Annotated in this window: 16 protein-coding genes; 4 read left to right on the top strand and 12 right to left on the bottom strand. The window is 56.6% G+C overall.

All coding sequences use genetic code 11. The features are described 5' to 3' along the window. Nucleotides 1-3: 3 nt before the first annotated feature. From rfbF to ACR0KX_RS13130, 4 genes are all read right to left on the bottom strand, one after another. Complete coding sequence (gene rfbF / locus ACR0KX_RS13145) at nucleotides 4-813, bottom strand: glucose-1-phosphate cytidylyltransferase (protein WP_170622148.1); 810 nt, start codon at nucleotides 811-813, stop codon at nucleotides 4-6. Nucleotides 814-925: 112 nt separating this feature from the next. Further along, nucleotides 926-2,563 (bottom strand): hypothetical protein, encoded by a 1,638-nt coding sequence (locus ACR0KX_RS13140; RefSeq protein WP_480708497.1) that lies wholly within the window; start codon nucleotides 2,561-2,563, stop codon nucleotides 926-928. After that, complete coding sequence (locus tag ACR0KX_RS13135) at nucleotides 2,560-2,940, bottom strand: GtrA family protein (protein ID WP_480708496.1); 381 nt, start codon at nucleotides 2,938-2,940, stop codon at nucleotides 2,560-2,562. Before ACR0KX_RS13135 ends, ACR0KX_RS13140 begins: the two co-directional genes overlap by 4 nt. Before the next feature lie 128 nt (nucleotides 2,941-3,068). Beyond that, nucleotides 3,069-5,111, bottom strand: a complete 2,043-nt coding sequence (locus ACR0KX_RS13130; RefSeq protein ID WP_480708495.1) for a polysaccharide biosynthesis protein — start codon at nucleotides 5,109-5,111, stop codon at nucleotides 3,069-3,071. Nucleotides 5,112-6,012: 901 nt separating this feature from the next. Between ACR0KX_RS13130 and ACR0KX_RS13125 the strand changes: the two genes are divergently transcribed. Genes ACR0KX_RS13125 through ACR0KX_RS13115 form a run of 3 tightly spaced genes read left to right on the top strand, consistent with a single transcriptional unit; the run spans nucleotide 6,013 to nucleotide 8,236 of the window. Further along, nucleotides 6,013-6,633 (top strand): sugar transferase, encoded by a 621-nt coding sequence (locus tag ACR0KX_RS13125; protein ID WP_480708494.1) that lies wholly within the window; start codon nucleotides 6,013-6,015, stop codon nucleotides 6,631-6,633. After that, a complete protein-coding gene (locus ACR0KX_RS13120; protein WP_170622152.1) occupies nucleotides 6,630-7,544 on the top strand; it encodes a formyltransferase family protein in 915 nt (304 codons plus the stop codon). Before ACR0KX_RS13125 ends, ACR0KX_RS13120 begins: the two co-directional genes overlap by 4 nt. Next, complete coding sequence (locus tag ACR0KX_RS13115) at nucleotides 7,541-8,236, top strand: PIG-L deacetylase family protein (protein WP_170622153.1); 696 nt, start codon at nucleotides 7,541-7,543, stop codon at nucleotides 8,234-8,236. Before ACR0KX_RS13120 ends, ACR0KX_RS13115 begins: the two co-directional genes overlap by 4 nt. On the opposite strand, the gene ACR0KX_RS13110 is transcribed toward ACR0KX_RS13115, so the two are convergent. Next, complete coding sequence (locus tag ACR0KX_RS13110) at nucleotides 8,233-9,414, bottom strand: DegT/DnrJ/EryC1/StrS family aminotransferase (RefSeq protein WP_170622154.1); 1,182 nt, start codon at nucleotides 9,412-9,414, stop codon at nucleotides 8,233-8,235. The two genes, ACR0KX_RS13115 and ACR0KX_RS13110, sit on opposite strands and share 4 nt — an antisense overlap. Nucleotides 9,415-9,974: 560 nt before the next feature. On the opposite strand from ACR0KX_RS13110, the gene ACR0KX_RS13105 reads away from it, so the two are divergent. Then, on the top strand, nucleotides 9,975-11,147 hold the full coding sequence (locus ACR0KX_RS13105; protein WP_480708493.1) for a glycosyltransferase family 4 protein: 1,173 nt from the start codon (nucleotides 9,975-9,977) through the stop codon (nucleotides 11,145-11,147). Between the two features lie 6 nt (nucleotides 11,148-11,153). On the opposite strand, the gene ACR0KX_RS13100 is transcribed toward ACR0KX_RS13105, so the two are convergent. From ACR0KX_RS13100 to ACR0KX_RS13070, 7 genes are read right to left on the bottom strand one after another with little or no spacing between them, the layout of a single operon-like run. After that, complete coding sequence (locus ACR0KX_RS13100; protein ID WP_480708492.1) at nucleotides 11,154-12,023, bottom strand: sulfotransferase family protein; 870 nt, start codon at nucleotides 12,021-12,023, stop codon at nucleotides 11,154-11,156. A gap of 7 nt (nucleotides 12,024-12,030) precedes the next feature. Further along, nucleotides 12,031-13,221: a glycosyltransferase family 4 protein gene (locus tag ACR0KX_RS13095; protein ID WP_170453777.1), complete on the bottom strand. Its 1,191-nt coding sequence runs from the start codon at nucleotides 13,219-13,221 to the stop codon at nucleotides 12,031-12,033. A 14-nt stretch (nucleotides 13,222-13,235) separates the two neighbouring features. Then, nucleotides 13,236-14,414: a polysaccharide biosynthesis/export family protein gene (locus ACR0KX_RS13090; protein ID WP_480708491.1), complete on the bottom strand. Its 1,179-nt coding sequence runs from the start codon at nucleotides 14,412-14,414 to the stop codon at nucleotides 13,236-13,238. A gap of 32 nt (nucleotides 14,415-14,446) precedes the next feature. Continuing rightward, the gene (locus ACR0KX_RS13085; RefSeq protein ID WP_480708490.1) at nucleotides 14,447-15,778 is read right to left on the bottom strand and encodes an O-antigen ligase family protein; all 1,332 of its coding nucleotides are present in this window, start codon (nucleotides 15,776-15,778) and stop codon (nucleotides 14,447-14,449) included. Continuing rightward, a complete protein-coding gene (locus ACR0KX_RS13080; RefSeq protein ID WP_480708489.1) occupies nucleotides 15,768-17,111 on the bottom strand; it encodes a lipopolysaccharide biosynthesis protein in 1,344 nt (447 codons plus the stop codon). The genes ACR0KX_RS13085 and ACR0KX_RS13080 overlap by 11 nt, the downstream gene beginning before the upstream one ends. Next, nucleotides 17,108-18,538, bottom strand: coding sequence for a polysaccharide lyase domain-containing protein (locus ACR0KX_RS13075; RefSeq protein WP_170622158.1), 1,431 nt, complete (start codon nucleotides 18,536-18,538; stop codon nucleotides 17,108-17,110). Before ACR0KX_RS13075 ends, ACR0KX_RS13080 begins: the two co-directional genes overlap by 4 nt. Next, nucleotides 18,489-20,261 carry an exopolysaccharide transport family protein gene (locus tag ACR0KX_RS13070; protein ID WP_480708488.1) on the bottom strand — a complete coding sequence of 591 codons (1,773 nt, stop codon included), beginning with the start codon at nucleotides 20,259-20,261 and terminating at the stop codon, nucleotides 18,489-18,491. Before ACR0KX_RS13070 ends, ACR0KX_RS13075 begins: the two co-directional genes overlap by 50 nt. Between the last annotated feature and the right edge of the window lie 36 nt (nucleotides 20,262-20,297).

The following is a 20,297-nucleotide window of genomic DNA, read 5'->3' as shown; positions in this document are numbered from 1 at the left end:
ATCTCAAATCGCCAGTGCAGGATAGCTTTCGTCGCCCTCGTCGCTGAAGTTCATCCAGGGCGGCAGTTCATCGTCGCACAAGGCGTTCAGCGTGTTTCGGTCGCGAATGGTGTCCATCGGGTGCCAGAACCCGTCATGGCGGAAGGCCATCAACTCTCCGTCGCGGGCCATCTGGGTCAGCGGCGTCATTTCCAGCGGTTCATTGTCGTCGACCATGTAGTCCAGAACGCCGGGTTCGAAGACAAAGTAGCCGCCATTGATCCAGGTATCGCGCTTGCGCACCTTTTCGGTGAACGCCTCGACCCGGTCGCCTTTGATTTCGATGTTGCCAAAACGCGCCGGAGGTTGAACGGCCGTCACAGTCGCCAGTTTCCCGTGGCTTTTGTGGAAATTGATCAGCGCATTGATGTCGATATTGCCCAGCCCGTCGGAATAGGTGCACATGAACGGCTCATTCGGGTCCAGCCACTCTTTCAGTCGGCGAATTCGACCGCTTGTCATTGTGTGCGCACCCGTGTCGACAACCGACACGTTCCAGCCGCCGGGGGCCGAGGGCACAAGCTTGAGCTCTCCGGTATCCAGAGCGACCGAGATGTTGTTTGCGATAAGATGGTAATTTGCGAAAAACTGTTTCAGCAGCAACGCTTTGTAGCCCGCTGCAACCACAAAATCCTTGTGGCCGAAATGACTGTAAATATCCATGACCCGCGCGATGATAGGACGACCGCCTACCTCGACCATGGGTTTCGGGATCGAAACCGTCTCTTCGGCCAGACGTGAGCCCAGTCCACCAGCCAGAAGCACCGTTTTCATCGTTTTTCCTTCCTTGTTAAAATCAACTCAAAAAATCGAGAACCACCCAGAAGAATGCCCGACGCGTCGGTTACATCGTCACTTCGTGGGAAACGAATCGAGCCTTTCGCGCTCATTGACCCGCCTCCTTCGGCTTCAAGTATACCACACCTTGGCCGTAGCGATTATCAAGACCCGCGATTTCGGCCTTTTGGTACCCATTCGTCAACGCGTACTGCAACAATGATGCTTCCAGCGTTGAATCGTATCCTAAAACGAAAGCGGCAGGCGGGGTTTCGTTGAACAAATCTTCAATCTGGTCGTCACCAACAATCTGGTAGTGCTGCGCCAACTCGGTCGGCGTAAATTGCGCGATACGATACGCAAATGGACCGGTCGCGAATTCAGGATAGACAGGCAGATCCGCTTCCAGCGGGTATAGCGGCACCAATGTTGCCACAGGCCCTTCGGGTTGACCGCTTTGCGCGATGGCTTGTTGCAGGGCGGCTCCGCCTTCGACGAATTTCTGGGGTGTAAATTTGCTTGGGTTTGTGGCCGCGAGCATCCCCAACCCAAGACGCGGCAATCCCAGCACCAGCATCACAAGGATGCCCGCCCCGATCATTGGAACGACTTGCTGACGGCTGGCGGCGGGCAAAAGGCGGTAAATCAGCGCCAACAGGATCGGAATGCACACGATCGGCTGGACATAATATTGCGGAAAGCCCGGCGTCGGCACAAATGCAAACACCGCCGTAAGGCACATGATGGCCAGAACAACAATGGCCTGTCCAATCCCGGAATTTGCCAGCGCCCCCGAGGACACCCTCAGGCTTGCCACCATCAATACCAAGGTTAGCAGCGCCATTGTCAGGACAAGGGATGACCCCGACAGCCAGGCGGAATAGGCAAGTTGAAGCTTGCTTGCCAACCCAAGCGCCAGTTCCGGCTCGGACGCGGCGTTGGCCTCCCAATACGCGATATGGGGGCCTGTGTGAAACTTCAGGACATGCGCGATGAACAGTTGAGGATCGGACAGCAGGTACCAAAACAACGGCACAGCCCCCAGCAATCCGCCAACCAACAACGGCAGAACAACGCGTTTCAGACGTTCGCTGAACGTGAATCCTGCGGGTAGGAAGAACGCGGCGATTGCGATCGGCGGAATGAACATCACCGCACTGACCTTCATGCCTGCGGCAATCGACAACAGGACACCAGCCAACACCAAGCGCCAGGGTCTGAGTTCGGATTCCAGCGTCTCGCAGACAAAAAGCCCAATACCCAAGACCGCAAAGGGCAATGGCAGAAGGTTGTTGGTTGCGGCCATCCCGGCCTCGGTCAGGAACGATTCACTTGTGAGCAGAGCAACCAGTGAAAACGTCGCCAGAAATCCTGATCTGGTCAAACGGTAGGTCAGCCATCCCGTGCCGATCAACAGCAACAGCCACGCGGCAAACACCCCGAACCGAGCCGAACCCAAAAGGCCAAACCCTTCGAACAGGGTGTTGAACCCAAGAAAATACCAGGCTGAGTACGGCACATGGTTGTAGAAAAAATCGGAATACAGGCTTTGATCCTGCATCAGGCTGCTTGGCGGGACAAACATCAGCTCGTCCCGGCGCAGCCCGTAGCTCATCAAACGACCAAACACTGAGACCAGCAGAAACACCAAGCTCGAGATCGTCACCAGATTCAGCAGCAGACGCCAAACGTTCAGCCGTGAAGGGGCAACCCTTGCACCTGAGGTCTCGTATTGAAGATCGCTCATGACGGGTCTTCTCCGAAAGCTCGGACCTGCAGCGCCCATGAGATCAAGAGGTAGGACATCACCACAATCGGACCCAATGCGATTGCCTGAGCCAGATAGGCGTCAAGTCCCGCTTGCATCAGCCAGTGCAGCAACACTGCGTTCACAAAGTATATCAGAACATAAGAAGAGGCATAATAGGGAAGACGTCCATATCCCTGCACACCAAAGACATAGCGTTGGTGAATACGGAAATTCCACAAGACGCAAAGGGTAAACTGAAGCAATAGCGCAAGCTGGGCCGGGACGTTCAGAACAACCAGCGCGGCGAACACAAGGTACCCGAACGCTGTGTTTACCACACCGCTTCCCAAGAACCGTATGAGCCTGGATCGCATTTCCGGCGGTGACTCCACTGGACTCAGATAGGATCCTGCAGTTTTGCTACGATCACTAAACAACGTATTCAAACCATTTAACCAATATTCGTCAAAACTATGACGAGAACAAAAAACCGGGCAGCCAATCAGCTGCCCGTAGTAGCAAATTCCCCAGTTTGAGGCAGAGGCGCCTTCCCTTTCAGGCCAGCAACAGCAGGTGCAACAGTCACACGCGCCGGCTTGTTTTTCAGGTCCGAGACGTCAATCGGGCGCAGCCCGTTCACGCCATAACCCGGCACAAGCTCTTTCAGAAGCCGCTTGGCGGTCAGCTCGTCACATTCGATTGCCGCCGCTTCCAGCTTGCGGATCATGGCCCGCAGTCTCGCAGCCGGAACACCTTCCGGGCGCGCGGAACCGACACCGGGAATACCGCTGTCATGGCGCTGTTCGGATGCGTCAAACAGTTCTTCGAACAGTTTTTCACCCGGACGGGCACCGATGAACTTGATGTCGATGTCCTCATACGGTTTCAGGCCTGCCAAACGGATCATCCGCTCGGCCAGATCAACGATTTTCACCGGGCGACCCATATCCAGAACAAAGATCTCGCCATGGCTTGTGTCTTGTTTCAGGCCACTGGCAGCCGCGACCAGAGTCAACTGCACGGCTTCGCGGATGGTCATGAAGTATCTCTCCATGCGCTTGTCCGTGACCGTCAGCGGTCCACCGTTCGAGATTTGCCGCTGGAACAGCGGGATGAGCGAGCCGGACGACCCCAGAACGTTGCCAAACCGGACCGAGAAGAACCGGGATTGTTCTTCCGTCTCATTGGTAATTCTGTCCTGCGCCTGAACATAGAATTCAGCCACCCGTTTCGTCGCGCCCATGACATTGGTCGTGTTGACCGCCTTGTCGGTCGAGACCTGAACCATGGCAATTGCGCCAACATTGCGGGCTGCGTCGGCCACGTTGCGCGTGCCGATCACGTTCGTCAGAACACCTTCGCAGGGGTTCAACTCGACCATCGGCACATGTTTCAGCGCCGCGGCGTTGAACACCAGTTCCGGGCGGTGCCGTTCGAAGATTGCGTTCACACGGGTTTTGTCGCGAATGCTGGCGACATACATCCGGCGCGGAACGTCGGCGAAATTCTGCGACAGATCCATGTCGATCGAGTAGGCGTTGAATTCGCAGTTATCGATCATGACCAGCTCTGCCGGATCAAACGAAGCGATCTGACGGCTGAGTTCGCTGCCAATCGATCCCCCTGCGCCCGTCACCAGAACGCGGCGGCCCTTGAACATCTCGCGCAGCATCGACCGTTCGACTTCTTTTTGCGGACGATCCAGGATTTCTTCGGGGTCAACATCCTGACCCTTGCCGGTGTCGTGATCTTCCAAACCGGGAACGCGCGAAACGGAAATCCCGTTGGCTTCGCACCAACGTGTGATCCGGCGAATGCCGTCGCTTTCGAAATGCGTCACGGGCTCGGTCAGAAACAGGCGACGGGGCAGATTGTTCCAGGATTCGAGTTTCTCGATGACTCTCTCAGAGTCCAGCAAGGTGCCAATGATCTGCACATCGTGGAAATACAGGCCCTGTGTGTTGCGGGCGTCATCGATAATGCCAACCGGCTGGAATTTGGAGTCGGTGTTGCGCAGGGACCGAACAAACAAGTCGCACGCAGCGCCCGTTCCGACCAGAAGAACCGGCACTTTCGTCTGCGCCTGGCAATGGGCCATCAGGCTGGCGTTTTGCCGTGTCAGCTCGCGGCTGCGCGCGACAACCCGCAATGCGCTGAAACACAGGATCATGACACCAAACTGAATGACATACACCGCAAACGGAACACTTGCTGTGACGGTCAGGATCGACCCGATCGCCGCAAGACAGCACGCTGCCAGCCCCGCGCCACGCATGATCAACACAATATCCCGAAGCGAGGTCGAGCGCGCATGACGACGGTAGACACCGGCCAAGGGGAAAACCACCAAGCCAATAATACATGACAGAATGGCCAACGGTCCGGTTGCCGGAACCAGATTTTCAGCGATGGACCCGCCACCGGCCAGGTTCAGCGCGACAATCACCGCAAATGCGGACGCGACAAGGTCACCGATGACAAGCCGGTGATTTGCTCTTAGCTCGTTGAAGATTTGAGACTGCCAAGACTGGAACCCCGACAGCAATCCCCCACTTTCCTTAAATTTATTTCCCTGAGACCCAGCCCCGGAAGAAACATAATCGAAGTCACTCATACGAACGCTCCCGCGCTGCTACACACCTCTTACTGCTGGCTTGACGGATATTGGTATTGGCGCAATTTTCGCACCGCAGACATAGAACTCAAAAAAAACAACCGACTAAACGCCAGCTGGTCGATTTTATGAATCGTACTGTCTTACCCCCTCCACCTGTGCGCCTTAAAAACCTCGCCCAGGCTTGATTAACCATCTCACTCGCAGCTGCCGACAATCGGCTTACAAACAACCATCTCTGGTTCTAACTATGCCCTGACGTTACCACAGGGCAAGGCGGAACAAAAAGTAATTTTTTCACACAAGGACCCGTGAGGGGGTCTGACCCCGAAAATTTGATGTAAAACACTGGTAAAGAACATTTTTATGTCTGATTTTTGGTCATTCAAAGAGCGTTTTTTGAATATGATTTGCTCAAAAAAGCCGAGAACAGTTTTGATGCTTGGCCGGGTCCGTTTCCTTTCCGGAAACAGGGGTGCCATGTGTCACTTTATTAGGCCACTGGGCGACTCGGCAGCCAAAGGTTTACGGGAATCTCTCGCTGCGGTGACGGTAATTTTGTTTAATCGTGTCAACAACTTAATTGTCTCTTGCGAAAGATGTAATTTCCTCGGGCGAACTCAGTGTCTTTCACGCTGCGCTGGTCAGACTGAAAATTTCCACGCCTTGAATTCACGAGAACCTTGCAAGGCCTTCTATTTTGCGGACAAGGTAACACGCAGTTCGAGTCACTTTGTTGGACGAAACCGCTGTGAAGGTCGACGTTTAAATTAAATTGATCCGTGTGCTAGTTATTTAGGCGTTCCGCCGTAGTGAAACAGTGAGCTTGGTCGTGAATAGAGTTTTCGAAGTCTTCGTTTGCATTCTGGCTGCTTTGCTGGCTGCACCGTTCTTCGTCATTGCCTGCCTGATCGTTATGATGAATCTGGGCTTTCCCTTGTTTTTCAAGCAAACACGCGCCGGTAAGTCGGGCGGGGTTTTTAGCATCCACAAACTCAGGACAATGACAGACGAGCGCGACTCGGCAGGTAATCTGCTGCCCGACAGCGAGCGGCAAACCCGTGCGACGGCCATGTTGCGGCGCTTGCGGCTGGATGAGGCGCCGCAGCTGTTGATGATCCTGCGCGGCGATATGGCCCTTGTGGGCCCGCGCCCGTTGCTGCCGGAAACGATCCAAGCCTTTGGCGAAGCCGGGCAGATGCGGTGCACCCAAAGACCGGGGCTGACCGGATGGGCGCAGGTAAGCGGCAATACAACACTGTCCAATCAGGAAAAACTGCAGCTTGATTTGTGGTATGTCGCCCACCGATCTTTTGCGTTGGACCTTCAGATCATGGCCGAAACAATCCGTGTGGCGATCCGGGGCGAACATCGCCGCCCTGACCGAATTCAGGCTGCCGAATCCTGGGTCAACGCCAGTACGTCCTTTGAATTGAAGGAGACGACCGCATGAAAACTGTTTTTGTTGGTGCGGTCGAAGGATCCCACGTCGCCTTGTCAGCAATTTGCGCAACCGGCTTTGTGCCGGAAATGGTGGTGACACTGCCGCGCGAACTGGCGCATCGGCATTCCGATTTCGCGGACCTGACCCCGGTGGCCGAGCGCTATGACATTCCGGTTCACTACACCGCCAAAAGCGATTCTGCCGGAACCCTGAACGCAATCCGCGCGGTGAACCCCGATTTGATTCTGGTTATCGGCTGGTCGCAGCTCTGTGGGCCGGAATTTCGCGCTTTGGCCAAGATTGGGTGCGTGGGCTTTCACCCCTCCGCCCTGCCGCGTTTGCGGGGACGGGGTGTCATTCCGTGGACGGTCTTGCTGGGGGAACGCGATGTTGGTGCCTCGCTGTTCTGGTTGGGCGAAGGGGCCGATGATGGCCCGATTGCAGCCCAGGCCCGGTATGCCGTGGACCCGGACACGGTCACCGCGCGCGAGCTTTATGACCGCGCCCTGCAAGCCCTGACAGAATTGCTGCCAAAGTTGTTGGCTCAAATAGAGGAAGGGGATGTTCCGGCAGCCCCTCAACCCGAAACAGGGATCAGTATCTGCGCCCGTCGCCGCCCTGAAGATGGCCGGATCGACTGGACCCAACCCGCCGCAGAAATCCATCGTTTGATTCGGGCCGTTGGTCCCCCCTATCCGGGGGCGTTCACGCATGGCTCGGACGATACTGAACTGGTCATTACCGAGGCCCGGTTTTCACCCCCCAAAGGGTATTATATCGGTCTGCCCGGGCAGGTTCAGGCTGTCGACGGGCATGTTTTTACCGTCTATTGCGGCGATGGTCAGTGTCTTGACATAACCGGCTGGTCGGGTGCCGAGACACCCCCTGCCCTTCATTCAAAACTTGGATTTAAAGTATGAGTTTCCCCGGATTTTCAACCGCAGACCAAGGGCCCGCTCTGGTCGTCGCCCCCCACCCGGATGACGAGGTGCTGGGCGCGGGCGGTACCATTGCTCGGCTGGCCGATGAAGGCCGCGCCGTTCATGTTGCCATCGTCACCAAGGGCCAACCCCCCCGCTTTAGCGAAGACCAAATAGCAGGCGTGCGGGCCGAGGCGCGCGCCGCCCATAATGTGCTGGGCGTGACCCAGACCCACTGGATGGACTTCCCCGCAGCAGAACTGGCCGAGCATCCGCATGGTGGATTGAATGCGGGGCTGGGAGAGCTCATTCGCAATCTCGACCCCTCACTTGTTCTGGCTCCGCATCCGGGTGACATTCACTTGGACCACCAACTGACATTCCTGTCGACCCTGGTTGCAAGCCGCCCGTATCAGTCGGCGTATCCGGCGACCATTGCAGCATATGAGACGCTATCCGAAACCAACTGGAACGCGCCCTACCTGACACCACCCTTTGTTCCCAACGTTTTTGTAGACATATCGGACACGCTGGAGCGCAAGCTTGATGCATTCCAGTGCTTTGCCAGTCAGGTCAAAGAGCCGCCGCATGAGCGTTCCGTGGCCAGTTTGAGAGCATTGGCGACCTTGCGCGGCGCGACCGTACATCGCCACGCCGCCGAGGGGTTTGTTCTGGTTCGGTCCGTGACCTAAGCGTTCACGCTTTGCCGTAACGCCGCATTGCCGATTTTCACCACGGTTTCCGCCAATTGGTGGGTTCGATCCGCCGACCAGGTCGGGTCCACCAGAAACGCCAGACTGGTCTGTCCCAGTTCCTGCGCCACCGGTAGCGGTTTGTCAGGCGTCAAGTTGTATCTTTCGAAAACGCCTTCCCGGTAAATCTCTGAACAGCTTCCGCTGAATATGGGGAACCCGGCCTCTGACACTTCTGCGATTATTCTGTCGCGGCTCCAGCTGGCGCTCAGGGCCTGAGGTTCGACAAACGCGTAAAACCGATAGTAGGCATGCGTCAGGTCCTCCGGGGGCATCGGCACACGAAACGCCGGACAGGCCATCAAAGCGTTTGCCAGAATCGTTGCGTTTTCCGTCCTGTGCTGGCGCCAGCCGTCCAACCTTTTCAACTGCACCCGACCTATTGCCGCCGACATTCCGGTCATCCGCAAATTTGTCCCCGGTTCGGCACTGTGCAGCCAACGGAAGCCGGGGGGATGGTCCTTGCGATGGACCTGATCATAGCTTTTGCCGTGGTCCTTATAGCTCCAGGCGCGGGACCACAGATCATCGTCATCCGTGACCAGCAGACCGCCTTCGCCCCCGGTCGAAATGATCTTGTCCTGACAGAAGGAAAAAGACCCAAACGTGCCGAATGTTCCGACGTGACGGTCCCCGATCATCGCGCCATGCGCCTGCGCGCAATCCTCGATGACCCACAGGTTGTGGGCTTTCGCAAGCGCCATGATTTCGGGCATATCCGCAGGCCAACCAGCAAGGTGGACCAATATGATGCCGCGTGTCTTTTCCGTCAGCACCGCTGCAATCGTCTCGCGCGAGAGGTTCTGAGTGTCGCGGTCCACATCCGCAAAAACCGGTGTGGCCCCGGCCATCAGCACGGTGCTGACCGAGGCGATAAAGCTGCGGGGTGTCACAATGACTTCGTCGCCCGGCTGCAAGTCAAGCACCTGCAAGGCTGCGTCCAACGTCACGGTGCCATTCGCCATGGCAATCGCATGGGCTGAACCGGTGTAGGCGCGATACTCTTGCTCGAAGGCGTTTACATCCGGTCCCGTCCACGCATTGACGCGCCCGGACCGCAGAACCCGTTCAACCGCAGAGATCTGTTCTTCATCAAAAACTGGCCAAATCTGACTCATTACTCTTCCTATGAAACTGAAAGACCCGGGACGACCGAAGGCTTTCCCAACTTCAAACGCTATACGTTACACAACGGCTAATAGAATTGCCTGCGTGCAGCATAAACGCCAAGTCTTAAATCATCCAAGTGGGAATAGCAGGACAATGTTCGCAAATCGGGCGGCACCGTTTCAACAATCCGAAGAAGGCGCGGCGCTGTCTCCGAAGACTTAACAATCGCGTGAACCGTCAAATCGATACTGATCCAAGTTCAGCTGATTTTCGACTGCTCGGGTCATATTCCCATCGCTCTGTTTTTGAACAAGAAATCGACGCGATCCAAAAGCTTGATGCGGGCTGCGATCTGTTCGTGCGCTGCCTTTTTTCGCGATGTTCGCCTAACTGTGAACTCGGCCCTATACTTGGTTCGCTTGACATGAAAGACAGCCTAAACCAGCATTAAATTAACGTCAGATCTTAGTGTGAACATTTGTTGATGAGTGACTTTTCTAACCTCTCGCCCGGTTCGGGTTGTGATCCGTCAGCGGGCCCGCATTCACATACAAGAAAACCCAAAATCGTGTTCGTCGGCAGCCTGACGACGTCGCTGACCAACTTCCGCTATGACATTCTCAAGGAACTGTCCCAACGCGCAGATGTTATTGCCTGCGGCCCGGAACGGCACCCCAAGACCGAAGCTACCTTGGCCGATTTGGGAATTGAGTTCCGACAATTTCCTTTGTCGCGAGCCGGGTTGAACCCGTTTCAGGATCTGTCGTCGCTTCGGTCCCTGATCCGGATCTGCCGGGACGAACGGCCGGACATGGTGGTCTCGTACACCATGAAACCGATGATCTTTAGCGGGCTTGCCGCGCGGCTGACCGGTGTGCCGCAAAACTATGCGATGTGTACCGGGCTTGGATATGTGTTCTCGGAAGACGATCAATCGTTCTTCCGAAATCTGTTGCGCAAACTGTCCGTCGCCCTGTACCGCATTTCACTGAAAGACGTGGATGAGGTTTTTGTCTACAACTCTGTCGACGCGGCAGAGTTTCGATCCCGACGCCTGATCGCGGCTGACGTGCCCATGCTTCAGATTCCCGGCTCGGGCGTCAATCTGGAACATTACCAGCATTCTGAACCACCCAGCGGCCCGCCCGTCTTTCTAATGGTTGCGCGCCTGCTGCGGTACAAAGGCGTGTTCGAATATGTCGAGGCCGCCCGGATGCTGCGGCAGAAATACCCGAATGCGCGGTGTCAGCTTTTGGGCCCGCTGGACGACAACCCCAATTCGGTCAGTGCCGAGCAATTGTCCCAATGGCAAAAGGACGGCGATATCGAATATCTGGGGGAAACGGATGACGTACGCCCCTATCTGCGGGATTGCTCGGTTTTTGTGCTGCCGACGGCGTATCGCGAAGGCATTCCGCGTTCGATCCTCGAGGCGATGTCAACCGGGCGCGCGGTCATAACTACCGATGCGCCGGGTTGCGAAGATGCGGTGTCTGACGGGCAAACGGGCTTCATTGTTCCGATGCGGTACTCTCAGAAACTTGCTGACGCGATGCAGCGCTTTGTCGAAGACCAGAGCCTGATTGCGACTATGGGTCGTGAGGCGCGTCATCGGGCGGAAAATGAGTTCGATGTCGCGCGGGTCAACACGATCCTGTTGCAAAAAATGGGGCTGATGAGCGAACACGAAAGTTTGCCGCCATCAGGACTGTCGATCCAAATGGCAGCAAACGAGGCGTAGAGCCTGTTAAGCAACCGAAGGGTCAGGGGAACCGGAGCGAACCGCTGGCTCGTCGCTTTTCACAAACTCCTGCAGGCTGGTCCATTGCCGCGATATTCCCGGCATATATCCATTCAGCTCATCCGCGTCTTTGGCAAAAAACTCTGCCATTTTCCGGGACAGATCGGCCGGCAATGGGGGGTATTCCACTTTCCGCGCCACAGCATTGCGCACGGCCTGCACCGGCCAGGTATTTCGGACAGGATCCAGCAACGGCCTTATTGGGCCAAGCACCCGGCGCAACTCGCGCGGAACCAACGGGATTTCCTTGTCCTTCACGCGCGTCTGCAGCGGAGGGTTCAGCGTGCCCGCAAATCCGATATGGCCGCTGACCTTGGCCAACTGCTCTTGCGCAGCGGTCCGGACGTCTTCGTAAGCCAGCAGCAAAACGTGATCTGCCGGAAACAGATCGTAAAAGCGCCGCAGGTGGAAGGCATATAGCCCGTCATTCAAAAACCGTTGATCGGCGGCGCGGTCCGGGTCCAGATGAGCGTAGATGTCGTCATTCACCTCACCCCGGCGAAACAGCATGCAATAGTCCGAATAGGCACGTTGCACAGGATCGCGCATCTGAACGATCAGCCGCACACCCGGACAATCGCGTTTGATCCGCTCGGCCGCCTTGGGTGCCGTCATATAAGAGTTCGATTTCTCACCAACCAGCTGAGCTCCGCCAGCGGCCTCAAAATAGCTGCTGTACCAGTCAGGCCCGCGTTCATATTCACGAGAAAAATAGTGCAGTTCCGGATCCGGCATGAAAATTTCCTGCGTCTCCATCAGCGACATCTGCAACCAGGTCGTCGCGCATTTTGCGGCACCGATGATCAGAAAATCCATTTGTCTTTCAAGCGGCATTAATCAGGCCCCTTCGCTTCACAATGCTTTCATAAATTGAACTGACCCGAGCGACATGCACATCGCGGCTCATGCTTTGGTGCACGTTATCTCGTGCCGCCGCCGTCACTGACTTTTTCAGGTCCGGCGACTCCAGAAGCTGTCGTACGGGGTCAACAAATGCGGACGGGTCATAGGGATCCACCAAAAACCCGCTGCGACCGTTTTCGATCGCCTCGGGATTGCCGCCATGGTTGGTCGCCACAACTGGTGTTCCCAGATGCATGGCTTCGATCAATGTGCGGCCAAAGGGTTCGTCCAGTGCCGTGACCAACAGCGCGTCGACACCTGCCATGGCCTCAGCAATGGGCGACCTGTGACCCATCAGGTGGATTTGTTCGGTAATGCCCAACGTGCGCGCCAAATCCCGGCATGTGTCTGCCAAACCTATATCGGCTGTCTCTTCCTGACCAAACACCACCCCGTGCACGGGGCGGTCCGGAATGGCGGCAGAAATCTCTGCCACTGCGCGGACGAAGTGATCTGGCCGTTTTCTTGTGTTGAGCAGGCCAAAATACCCCAGCAAGACCGCATTCTCGGGCAGGCCCAATTCCGTGCACAAGGCTGCGTGACAGGTCGAATGTTCGGGCGGATCGCTGGAAAAATCGAACGGGCTGCGCACAACTTCGAACCGGTCATCTATTGGCCGGATCGGTTTAATGGGACGGGCAAATTCGGAAACCGAGAGGATCTTGTTGGCAAAGATCGGCGCAATCTTGTTGATGCCCGAGGCATCAGGGCCCTGTCGGTGATACCAAACAAACCGGGTCCCCGCCAAACGCGCCGGAAGCGCCCAGTTGGCATGCATGCGCCCGTCATTTGTGGTGACGATGTCAATGTTAAGCTGTTTCAGAATTCGAACAAAGCGGGGCACCGAGCGGGTTAGATATTTCGGCAGCGAGGCGTCACTGTCCGAGCGGCTGTAAGACGGTGCAATAATGCCGGGCTCGGTGATCAACTGATAATCCAGCCCAAGGGACGAGATATATTCCCCCAGATCACCGGCTTCGCGATGCAAGGCAATGATGGGCTCAAACCGCGCGCGATCAAGGGCCGCCACAAGGCTCAGCGATGAGATATGACTGCCCCCGATCTGATCCCCGCCGACATAGGGGAAAAACACCCGGATGGGATTTGGCATAACAATATTCCTGACTATTCAGTGTTTGGTGATAAAATAACGGTCCGGCTAACGACCAATGTGTCGCCGGGAAGCAATGCGCCAACAGCATCAAACGCGTCGGACAACAGCTTGGATTCTCTGGTGACACTGTATTCAATAACGGTTTCACCCACCGGCTCGGCATCAGTTGCAAGACCCGCCGCGACCACCTCATTATGTAAGGTCTGTGCCGTCGCAAGCCGCGTGCGCAATGTGAGCAATTCTTGTTCAACCTGATTGAGGCGGGTCAGGGCCTGCGATCTGGCCGTATCTACCAGAGCCAATTCGTCCCGTTGCGCGCGATTGAGCTGTTGCTTGGCATTCAGCAGCGCAATCTCCAGATTGAGCCGCTCGGATATGTAGGTGTTAAGCGTATTGTTCAATGCTGTTACTCGGGCGTTGACCGCTAACCCCTTTTCCTTCAACTCATTCACGTTTTTCAGATCCGCCCGCGTAAACTCGATCTGTTCTTCGCGCAGCTTCAGCTGTTCTTCCAGGCTTTTGATCTGCTGCTCCTGAACCTCTTGCAATTCGCGAAGGCTGACCCCCTGCCCGCTGCGGGCCGTCTGGGTCGCTGCAAGGATTTGCCCTTCCAGCCCGCCAATCTCGGCGGTTGCATCCTGATCCTCGGAAGACAGGGCATCAAGATCAGTCGTAAGACGCTCGTGCTCGTTTTCCAAAGCTGCGATTTGCGTGGTCAGCAAACGGATTTCGCCGCCCAGGCTGAGAGTCTGGAAGTCATTCCCGGACCCCAGCTGCAATGGCGGTCGCAAGGGGCCACCAGCCAGGGCCAAAGCCTGCTGTGCCGTCAGACCGGGCCGGAACGGATAGGCGCCGGGGGCCGTGACATCGCCCAGAACATAGACCGGCAGATGGTCGATTACCTCAATCGCGACATGTGGCGGTTCAGCAAGACCCACCTGCCGCCGCAAACGCGTTTCTATCAGCTTTGAGAGGGACTCCAGCGTATTCCCGGTGGCTTGAATCTGTCCCGCCAGGGGCACCATCAGGGTTCCGTCCGGGCCGATTTTGTATTCGCCCGAGACCCCGTCCCATTGAACAAATGACGACACAACAGGATCCCAGCGCATCGCGCGCAGCAACAGGCGGTCATGTTCAAGAAGCTCATAGCTTTCAGCATGCGCAACTGCCGGGACGTAGCCCATCGACATCAGGGCGCAGCACAAAATAAGTCTTATGAATTTCAATGTGTGATCCTCCCGGTACGCGGTGTTGCAGTATTGTTTTGGTGATTGGCCAGACCGGTTCTGAACTCGGCCATGCACGATGCGCTTAGCGATAGTGCAAGGATCAGAGGAACATTCCAGAACCGGGGATAAAAGGCCGGAAACATGTTCAGCATGACGCTGTAGACCATCAGGATGGTCAGTGTGATCGCGGGTACCTTGCGGGACCCGTTGGATGCAAATGCCAGCCATGCAAGATAGATACCTGTCAGGATAAAGCCGACAAGCCCGAGGAGCGAGATCAACCCACCCTCGGTCAACGCAAGAAGATACATGCTGTGAACCGGTGCGCCATGGTCGCTGACGGTACGGTATTGTTCGGCACCCAGCCCCAGGAACAGAGTATCCTGCGCGACATGCAATGCCTCTTGGATCAAGAAATACCGGCCATCGAATGTGCCGGCTTCGCTGATGTCGCCATCAACCAACGCGCCAAGGACCCGGTCCTGAAACACTTCGGGCAGGAAATACTGGCCAAATTCAAGCATCGAGAACAGGGCGATCAAGAACCCGACCAGGGTAATCACAATGCTGCGCCGCGTTCCGCACAGGAAAACGATGATGATGGTGCCAAGCGTACTGATCAACAGGCCACTGTTCGATCCGGTCAGGATGACCCCGTAATAGAGCGCGGGCAGACATATGACCAACCAGATGGCCTTGATTTCTTTCAGATAGTACAAGCCCAACGTAAGGATGATCGCGATCGCGGCCAGAGTGGCACATTCGTTTTCACGCTCGATCAGTGATCGCATCCTGCCGTTGTAAGACAGCAGCCGCGGCCCCGCGTCTTCGACGAAGTGAACGATATAGGCGCCGAATACCATCACAAAGGTGATGGACACGATCAACACCCGCAGCAATGCGATCACCTGCGGGTAGCTTCGTGCCCCCAGCAACAAGGGCAGCAGCATCAGCGAAAAGAAATACTGCGATACCACGGTCACCAGTTCGACCGGATTGCCATTTACCAGCGAGCTTATGGTCAGCCCCCCGGCGAAAAGGAAAAAGGACAGATACCACATGCCACTGGCGCGGCCAAAGTAGTTGAGAGGCAGACGTTGCTGAGACACCAGAACAATAACGGCGATCACCGCGCAGGCGTCAGAGGCTGTGAAATAGACCGCTTGCAAGCGCAGGTAATTGATGGGTGCCAAAGCAACCACAAGGAACAGAAAGAACCCTTCCAGCCCGGTCAACCCGGCGCGTCTGAAACCGAAGACATCCGGCACCTGAAAACTGCCGTGTTGAGCCGGTTTGACGGGTTGGTGCAAAGCGTCAGCTTTCACGAGGCACCCCCTTGTTGACGGCTGCACTGACAGCCCGTTTCAACACGATACTACACAAAACCAACCAAATGGCGTTACAAATCAAGTGCGACGCCGCAGCCCCGGCTACTCCGAAAGTTGTGACCATCGGGTAGATCAGGACAAAAAACAGCCCGGTAATTAGGGCACCGATCCTGACCATCGCGCGGTCCTGTTCCAGGCTCAGCAGCGCGGGGTTGACGATGCAGCCAAACAGATAGAACCCAACGGCCACAGCCTGAATTGCAACAACAGGAACTGCAGGGCCGAATTCCGGCCCGAAGAACGCCAGAATGATCTTATCCAGCTGCCAGATGACCGGTGTCAGCACCAGCACCAGCACCACCGCAAATCCGGCGCTTATGTTGCGCAGGATTTTCCCCAGCTTCGCGACTTGTCCGCGTGCCGAAAGCCGCGTGAATTCCGGGTAGATCGTTTGGCTGAGCGGGCGACCCAGTCGCAGTGCCGCATCTCCGCAGCGCCGCGCGATATGGTAGTAGCCAACCGCAGTTGCCGGAACCATTGCGGCAAGAATAATGACGTCCAACCGTTGCGAGGTTTGGCGTAGAATGACCGAGAGGTTGCTGTTCCACATGAACCGCAGGAATCCCGGATTCTCGGACAGCGTTTCCCGGATACCGCCAAACTGCAACCGATGTCCGCGTTTCCGCATCTGAGTCAGGCCCACCAGATAGGCCAATGTGCCGTCCAGCAGACTTATGAGAACGAAAATCGCGGCAAACCCAACCAGACCAAGGTCGAAAGCCCAGGCCATGATCGCCAGAAACGCCCGAAACGCCGCTGTTGCACTGTCCAGTTTGGCCAGAATGTCAAAGCGGTCATAGATGCGAAGCAGTGAAATACCTGTCGCCCGCAGCGACAGGACACAGGCTGCCGCCCCGACCGGCAACAGCCAGAAATAGGTGTCTTCCAGTCCAAGCAATGGTGCCAAAATGGGCGCGAGAAGAAATGCCACGGTGGCCGCTAGCACTCCGCCAGCCAAGTCCACGAGCACGGACAGGCCGATCAACCGTCCGAAGCGATCCACCTCATCGTTTTCCAGCGCCGTACTGGCATGTCGAATGACGGCCTGCCACGGCTCCAGATGCAGCAATCTGGCCATAATTCGGCTGTAGGCCTCCAGAACAGCAATCAGCCCCAGCCCCGCCGCACCCAATGCGCGCGCGCCAAAGGCAAGATAGACCATTCCAAGCAGAGCAACCGCAACCTGTGCCGAGAAAATCCACTTGAGATTGCGCAGAAGGCGCTTTTTCAACGGCTCATCGCGAAGCCCGGATGACAGGCGCGCAGTCAAGACAGGTCTCCGGCCATGATGGCAAGCCATGTTTCAACATGGCTCAACCCCGTTTGCGGATCCAAAGCCCACGGATCATCAATGCGGTTGGGATCCAGCCCATCGCGGGTTTCTTCCCAAGCATCGGGCAAACCGTCCAGATCGCTGTCGGCGACCGGATTGTCAGACGTAATATCGGGCCAGCCGCCAACTTGCTCGACCTCGTCGATGATCTGACCGGTGCAGTTTTGAACATCCCCGATAATAGCCGCATCCAAACTGTCCGGTTCGCGGTGCCCTTCGATCCGGTCCCCTGACCGGCTCAGCACCGTTTCAAGCGCTTCGGCGGCCGGGAGGGGATCTGTCGTCAACGGCCAGCTTCCGGGAGGAACCTGTTGCTGTATGGCGGTCACGTCCAAAACCTCGAACCGGCGCGCGCGGCAGCCGTCGGGCGTGTCTGCAATGTTGCCCTCGGCCCAAAGAGCAACGGCATAGTCATCCTCCCACTCGAACACCTGAACGGCTTCGGGCGTTTTGCGGATGGTATCGGGGCCGGTCAGGGCGACGTTCCCGATATAGGCGATAGAAGCGTCGCCCAGCAGGTCGTAGAACTCGCCAAACTGGCTGATTGGATTGTAGAAAACGTTGTTGATGACCTCGACCGGGCCAATATCAGTTGCCTTGATGTCCGGCTGCCGGTCGCGGTGATGCGCAAACAGATTTCGGATCAATGAAATCCGCCCGCACGCATTCGTGGGACCTTCGTCCGAGCAGATCAGCGCCCCTTTTGAATGGCGCCCTTTGGGATGGTTCGAACGATCCAGGCTAAGCGCAACAATACTGTCCGCCAGTGTTATGTCCTGCGCGGTCGCGTTCGAGACGTGAACGTTGACCGTCTCGTCCGAGGCGAACGCCAGGGACAGGTTGCCAAGATAGACGCGCTGACCGTTTTCTACCGTTACCGCATCCACAACCGATGACTGTTCATCCGTCACCCCGGGACGCGCCTTCAGAAAGCGCACCACGACATCGTTCACGTTCTTCAATATCAGCGTGCCGACTTTCCCTTCGACAATCCGCAGCTGTATGCCATCCCCGGGCGCAGTCTGTCCGGCGATATAGGTGTTTGGTCCAACCCAAATCGCGTTCGTCAGGTCGATAGTCCCGCTAACCGCAAAGACACATACGCGCGGGGGGCCGTTGCCTTCGGCACATTCCCGAAGCGACCCCGGACCACTGTCGTTTAGGTTGGTCACAGTCAGAACACTGCCGCCCTTCCAGCCGACAGCACCAGCGCCATAGCCTACGGCACCCGGAAAGGCAGACTCTGCCGCGACATCTTGCGCCAAAAACAAAGCAACGCTCAGGGCAATGACGGTCGACGCGCGCGCAATCAGCTTAGTAGTAGCCTGACTTATTGTAGGAATAATAGTCGGCGCCACCGCCATAACCATATCTCCTGTGCTTGCGGGTGTTCACGTCGTTGATAATTGTTCCCGTGACGTCAATTCCGTTACGCTCCAGCTTGTCCACGGTGTCGCGCAGGACGGCCTCGCTGGTATTGCCCCAACGCACAACGATCAGGGTTTTGTCGACAAGGTCGCCCAGCCGGCACGCATCATGCACGATCAGAGTTGGCGGAGTGTCCACGATTACCAGATCGAAATGCTTGCGCAGCTTGGTGTTCAGGCGCTTGAGCGTGCTTTTTGCATTGGCCGGCGACTGATCGTCCAGCATGTGCAGCGACAGAAGGTGGAACGCAGTCTCGCCGTTGACGACAACCGGCTGAGGTACAACTTTATCTGCCAAAACATCCGCGGCGCTTGCGGGTTTGGCATCCGACCCAACAAGCTTGGTCGCGCCTCTTTTGTGGTTGTCCAGATCAAGCACCAGAACTTTCATCTGCTCTTTTGCAGCGGCCGCAGCGATGGAAACGGCGACGGTGGATTTTCCTTCGCCGGGAAGGCCGGATGTGATCATGACGATCTTGCCATCCGTGACCAGATTGAACCAAAGCGTCAGGAACCCGCGCAGCGCCTGAAAGAAGGACGGGGTCGCGTCGCCCTCGAGGAACCAGGACGACGAATTCTCGCGTCCGAAAAATGTGCGTTCCTTGATGCTTGGCAGGAACCCGAAATTTGCAAGGCCGGAAATCCGGGCGGTCTGGCGTTCGCTCCAAAGACGGTAGTTCAGACCTTCCAGCAACAGCGCTGCAATAAAGGCCAAGGCCAGACCGGCAACACCGCTGACCGCAACCGCAACACGCGGGTTTGGCCAATATGGCTCAACAGGAATGCGCGCGAATGAGACCTGACGCGCGCCTTGACCGGCAAACTCCAACTGTGTCTCAAGCTCATTCAGCTTTTCGATTGAGTTCTGATACCTGAGGCGCAGCAGTTCAATCGACCGCTCCATCCGCATCAAGGCCAGTTCCGAGCGTGTGCGCTCATGCAGTGCGACCTGAATCTCGGCCAGTTCCTTCGCAACACGGTCGGATTCGTCTTTCAGCGCCTCGTCGTCCTTGACGGCATCATAGATCGAAGACAGGCGGTCGTTTTCAGCCCGCAACCTGTCAGGCAGGGTCAAATCATCCAGTTTGTTTTGCCGAATGAACGCCGCCAGTTGCAGTTCGGATTGCGAGAGTTCTTCGCCCAATTCACTGACCCGCGTCCGCAGAAAGGTGATGGAGTCCGAAATCAACTCGGTCCGCTTCAGCTTTGAGCGCAGGATATAGGTCTCGGCAACGGTGTTCGAAAACTTGGCGGCCAGAAGCGGGTCGTTGGATGTTGCGATAATCTCGATGGCCAGGCTTTCGCCCCGGCGAACCACCTTGTACGACCCCAGCGTTTTGTCGATGACCTTTTCTCTGCGATCTGCTGTTGAGCCGGGCGTTCCAGGATCCGCATATGGCACAAAGGTCGGATCATTGAACAATGACATTGCTTCGGCCACATCTGCCGCAAACTCGCGGGACCGCAGAATATCCATCTCGGTTTCGATAACTGCGCGGGTCAGTTCAAAGGTTTCCAGTTCAACCTCGGTCGCGCTGACCCGGGTCTCGAGCATCGTCATGACAACGGTTGAAACTGTGCGGTAGCGTGGCTCGAGCAGGCGAACCGCCAGGAATGTAATCCCGACGACCACCGCAACAATGGCCAGCATCATTGGCATATGTCTTCGCACAATGTGCGAAACGCCATCTAATCC

The organism is Ruegeria sp. BG5, from assembly GCF_056538425.1.
The sequence above is the reverse complement of the archived record's forward strand: the minus strand, read 5'-3'. Positions and strand labels throughout refer to the sequence as shown.